Genomic DNA, 5,031 nt, shown 5'->3' with positions numbered 1-5,031 from the left:
GAGAGGACCGGAGTGGACGCACCGCTGGTGTATCGGTTGTCATGCCAATGGCATTGCCGAGTAGCTAAGTGCGGAAGAGATAACCGCTGAAAGCATCTAAGCGGGAAACTCGTCTCAAGATGAGTCTTGCCGGGGCCTTGAGCCCCCTGAAGAGTCGTTCGAGACCAGGACGTTGATAGGCTGGGTGTGGAAGCGCAGTAATGCGTTAAGCTAACCAGTACTAATTGCTCGTGAGGCTTGACCCTATAACTTTGATGTAAAATGCATCAAAGAACTGGGTGAGAATTCTAGTTATACCGTTCAAGTCGGTAGACGCAATCATCTGATTCACAAGACTCTTTGAATTGGCTTGGCCGCCCAGCACCTCCCGGTGCAGCGACCAGGCAACAAGTTAAGCCTGATGACCATAGCGAGGTGGTCCCACTCCTTCCCATCCCGAACAGGACAGTGAAACGCCTCTGCGCCGATGATAGTGCGGATTCCCGTGTGAAAGTAGGACATCGTCAGGCTAATATCCAAGACCCCGGTTGCCATGGCAGCCGGGGTTTTTTCTTTTCAGAAGCATTTTCGCCAGCATTGGTAGGGAAGCTTAAGCCGCCACGGCGGTGGCACCGTGGTCGCGCAGTGCGCGGCGCAGCACCTTGCCCACCGAGGTCTTGGGCAGCTCTTCGCAGAACTCGACCACCTTGGGTCGCTTGTAGGCGGTGAAGTTGTCGTGGCAGTAGTGGCGGATGTCGTCTTCGCTGAGCGTGGTGTCGCGGCGCACCACAAAGAGCTTCACCGCCTCGCCTGAATGCGGGTCAGGGATACCCACCGCGGCGCACTCGCGCACGCCGGGGTGCAGGTTGACCACCTGCTCGATCTCGTTGGGGTATACGTTGAAGCCCGACACCAGGATCATGTCCTTCTTGCGGTCGACGATGCGCACATAGCCCCGCGTGTCCATGATGCCGATGTCGCCGCTGCGCAGGAAGCCGTCGGCGGTCATCACCTTGGCGGTTTCGTCCGGGCGGTTCCAGTAGCCGGCCATCACCTGCGGCCCGCGGATGCAGATCTCCCCGGGCAGGCCGGGCGGCACATCCTGGCCGGCCTCGTCGCGGATGGCGATGTCGGTGGAAGGCACCGGCAGGCCGATGGTGCCGCTGAAGCTGTTCAGATCCATGCGGTTGCAGGTGGCCACCGGCGAGGTCTCGGACATGCCATAGCCCTCGACGATGGGGCAGCCCGTCAGGCGCAGCCAGCGCTCGGCCGTGGCCTGCTGCACCGCCATGCCGCCGCCCACCGAGACCACCAGCTCCGAGAAGTCCAGCTTGGCGAAGTCCGGGTGCTCGGTCAGAGCGTTGAACAGGGTGTTGACCGCCGGGAACAGGTTGACGCGGTGCTGGCCCAGCGTGCGCACCAGGCCGCCGAGGTCGCGCGGGTTGGGGATCAGCAGGTTGAGCATGCCGCGCTGGGTGCTGAACAGCCCGCACAGGGTCAGCGCGAAGATGTGGTACAGCGGCAGTGCGGCCACCATGGTCAACGGGCGGTCGCCCAGCCGGTGCAGCACCGGGCTGAACCAGGCGTCCATCTGCAGCACATTGGCCACCAGGTTGCGGTGCAGCAGCGTGGCGCCCTTGGACACGCCGGTGGTGCCGCCGGTGTATTGCAAGAAGGCCACGTCGTCGGGGCCCAGTGGCACGCGCTGGAAGGGGTGCTGGCCGCCCTGGCGCAGGGCTTCGCCAAAGCGCAGCACGCGGCGCTTCTCCGTGCTGCCCAGGGTGTGTTCGGGCACCAGCTTGCGCACGTGGCGCACCACGAAGTTCACCATCGCGCCGCGCCAGAAGCCCAGCAGATCGCCCATGGCGCACAGCACCACCTGGCGCACCGGCAGCGGCTCGGTGATGGCCTCCAGCGTGGCGGCGAAGTTCTCCAGGATGAACAGCACCTTGGCGCCCGAGTCGCGCAGCTGGTGGCTGAGTTCGCGTGGGGTGTAGAGCGGGTTGACGTTCACCACCACGCAGCCCGCCCGCAGGATGGCGCCCATCACCGGGTAGTACTGCGGCAGGTTGGGCATCATCACCGCCACCCGGTCGCCCTTGACCAGGCCGTGCTGCTGCAGCCAGCCGGCCAGGGCCAGCGACAGGGCGTCGATGTCGCGGTAGCGCAGGCGTGCGCCCATGCACAGGGTGGCCTCGCGGTCGGCGTGGCGCTGCCAGGCATCCTCCAGCAGCGACACCAGCGAGGCATGGCTCAGCGCGTCGATGGTGTGCGGCACATCGGTGGGGTACTGGCCCAGCCAGGGGCGGGGCGGGGCAGCGGGGCTGCGCGGTTCAACTGGGCTCATGGGGCATTGGCGTGGGCGGGGGCAGCCATCCGGCCGCGCGGTGCCCGGATGGTCGTTCAGCCGCGCGGCCCTGCGCAACGGTAGTTGTCCTATCGGGGCAGGGCGCTGCCCTGCAACGTGCCACACTGCGAAGATGCAACGACGATCCCTCTTGCGCCTGGGCCTGCTGGCCTCGGTGTCCCTGGGCGTGGCCGGGGCGGGTGTGGCCCTGTGGACCCCGGGCTGGCTGCAGGGCCGCTTCAGCCCTGCGGCCCAAGCCTTGTGGCGGGCCGTGGCGCAGGCGGTGCTGTCCGATCTGCTGCCCACTGACGCGGCAGCGCGCCAAGCCGCGCTGGACCAGCACCTCGAGCGCCTGCAGGCCACGGTGGCCGGCCTGCCGCCCGCCACCCGGCGCGAGCTCAGCCAGCTGCTGGCCCTGCTGGACCTGGCGCCCAGCCGCCTGGCCCTGACCGGCCTGCGTTGCGGCTGGGCCGCGGCCGACCCGCAGGACGTGCAGGCCGCGCTGCAGTCCATGCGCCTGTCGGACAACACCACCCGTCAGCAGATCTATCACGCCCTGCGCGACCTCACCCAGGCCGCCTACTTCGCCAGTCCCGCCACCTGGGCGGTGCTGGGCTACCCCGGACCGGCCCCCCTGGCTGGTTCCATCGCACCATGACCGCGAGTGCTTCTCCCGCGTCGGACCCGATCCGCGAAGGCCTGGCGCGCGGCTGGAAGGTGCTGGGCGGGCCCCATGGCCCGCTGCCGGAGCGCCTGAGCGTGGATGTGGCCATCGTCGGCACCGGGGCGGGCGGCGGCATCACCGCCGAGCTGCTCAGCCGAGCCGGCCTGTCGGTGGTCATGATCGAAGAGGGGCCGCTGAAGTCCAGCAGCGACTTCCACCAGCGCGAAGACGAGGCCTATCCCACGCTCTACCAGGAGAGCGCGGCCCGCAAGACGGCCGACAAGGCCATCACCATCCTGCAGGGGCGCTGCGTCGGCGGCTCCACCACCGTCAACTGGACCAGCAGCTTCCGCACCCCAGAGCCCACACTGGCCTGGTGGCAGACCCATTTCGGTCTGACCGAGTGGGATGCCCGCACCCTGGCGCCCTGGTTCGACCAGGTCGAGCAGCGTCTGGGCATCCAGCCCTGGCTGGCCGCGCCCAACGAGAACAACGCCGCGCTGCGCCGTGGCGGCGAACGCCTGGGCATCGCCACCCATCCCATCCCGCGCAATGTGCGGGGTTGCTGGAACCTGGGCTCCTGCGGCATGGGCTGCCCCACCAACGCCAAGCAGTCCATGCTGCTGACCACCGTGCCGGCCGCGCTGGACCGCGGCGCGACCCTGCTGGTGCAGACCCGGGTGGAGCGGCTGGAATGGCAGGGCCGCACCGTGCAGGCCCTGCATGGCGTGCCGCTGCGTGCCGACGGCACGCCCGACGCGGCGCATCCCATCCGCATCCGGGCCCGCCATGTGGTGGTGGCTGGCGGCGCCATCAACTCGCCGGCCCTGCTGATGCGCTCGGGCCTGCCCGATCCCTTCGAACGCCTGGGCCGGCGCACCTTCCTGCACCCGGTGCTGCTGTCGGCGGCCCACATGCCCCAGCCCGTGCAGGGCTGGCAGGGCGCGCCGCAAAGCATTTACAGCGACCACTACCTGGACACCCAGCCGCTGGATGGCCCTCTCGGTTTCAAGCTGGAGGTGTCGCCGCTGCATCCGGTGATCTTCGCCTCCACGCTGCCGGGCTGGGGGGCGGAGGCGGCCGCCCTGATGCGCCAGTTCCCGCACACCCAGGTCATGCTGGCGCTGCTGCGCGATGGCTACCACCCGCAGTCCCCGGGCGGGCTGGTCAGCCTGCGGGGCGACGGCACGCCGGTGCTGAATTACCCGCTCAACGAATACCTGATGGAAGGCGCCCGCCGGGCCCTGCTGGCCATGGCCGAGCTGCAGTTCGCCGCGGGGGCCCGCGAGGTGCTGCCGGTGCATGAATTGGCCCGACCCACCACCCGCTGGGCCGATGCCCGGGCCCAGATCCGCGACCTGCCGATGGAGCCGCTCAAGACCCGCATCGTCAGCGCGCATGTGATGGGTGGCTGCGCGATGAGCGGCCAGGAAGCCCTGGGCGTGGTGCGGCCCGACGGGGTGCACTGGCAGATCAACAATCTGTCGGTGCACGACGGCTCCCTGTTCCCCACCAGCCTGGGCGTCAACCCGCAGCTCAGCATCTACGGCATCACCGCCCGGCTGAGCAGCGCCCTGGCCGAGCGCCTGTCGGGGCGGCCGGTGTCGCTGCTCGGATGATCGCCCGCTGGCAGCGCCGGGCCCTGCTGCTGGGGCTGCTGCTCTGGGCCCTGCTGGCCGGCATGGCCTGGGCCAGCGGGCTTCCCGCACTGGCGCTGGCCCTCACGCTGCTGGCGCTGGGCGGGCATGCCGCCTGGCTGGGGCTGACCGTGCTGCTGATGCGCCGCGTGCAGCGCGCCAGCGGCCTGGCACCGCCCCCCGCGGCCCAGGCCTGGCGTGCCTGGTGGGCCGAGTGCCGGGCGGCGCCCCGGGTATTCGCCTGGCGGCAGCCCTTTCGCAGCCAGGCCGAGCCCGATGTGTGGCCGGCCGACGCCGCGGGGCGGCAGGGCGTGCTGCTGGTGCATGGCTATCTGTGCAACCGCGCCATCTGGAACCCCTGGCTGCGGCAACTGCGGGCGCGGGGCATCCCGGCCCCTGGCGGT

The 5,031-nt window shown here is 69.3% G+C and carries 3 protein-coding genes, 2 rRNA genes and 1 pseudogene; 5 read left to right on the top strand and 1 reads right to left on the bottom strand.

Translation table 11 applies throughout. The features are described 5' to 3' along the window. Both I73_RS00325 and rrf read left to right on the top strand, forming a co-directional pair. A 23S ribosomal RNA gene (locus I73_RS00325) occupies window positions 1-245 on the top strand; the annotation flags it as partial. 151 nt (window positions 246-396) lie between these two features. Continuing rightward, window positions 397-509: ribosomal RNA gene (gene rrf, locus I73_RS00320) — 5S ribosomal RNA — on the top strand. Window positions 510-589: 80 nt separating this feature from the next. On the opposite strand, the gene I73_RS00315 is transcribed toward rrf, so the two are convergent. Then, entirely contained in the window at window positions 590-2,326 is a 1,737-nt protein-coding gene (locus tag I73_RS00315) for a long-chain-fatty-acid--CoA ligase (protein WP_022978796.1), read from the bottom strand. 133 nt (window positions 2,327-2,459) lie between these two features. Here I73_RS00315 and I73_RS00310 point away from each other — a divergent pair, with 133 nt between their 5' ends. From I73_RS00310 to I73_RS00300, 3 genes and pseudogenes are all read left to right on the top strand, one after another. Further along, window positions 2,460-2,984 carry a hypothetical protein gene (locus tag I73_RS00310; RefSeq protein WP_022978795.1) on the top strand — a complete coding sequence of 175 codons (525 nt, stop codon included), beginning with the start codon at window positions 2,460-2,462 and terminating at the stop codon, window positions 2,982-2,984. After that, window positions 2,981-4,609, top strand: coding sequence for a GMC family oxidoreductase (locus tag I73_RS00305; RefSeq protein WP_022978794.1), 1,629 nt, complete (start codon window positions 2,981-2,983; stop codon window positions 4,607-4,609). The genes I73_RS00310 and I73_RS00305 overlap by 4 nt, the downstream gene beginning before the upstream one ends. Continuing rightward, window positions 4,606-5,031: pseudogene (locus I73_RS00300) on the top strand (hypothetical protein); the annotation flags it as partial. The gene I73_RS00305 and the pseudogene I73_RS00300, both read left to right, overlap by 4 nt.

Source organism: Ideonella sp. B508-1, from assembly GCF_000333615.1.
GTDB lineage: Bacteria > Pseudomonadota > Gammaproteobacteria > Burkholderiales > Burkholderiaceae_C > Ideonella.
Note: the sequence above shows the minus strand (reverse complement) of the source record. Positions and strands in the feature narration are given on the sequence as shown.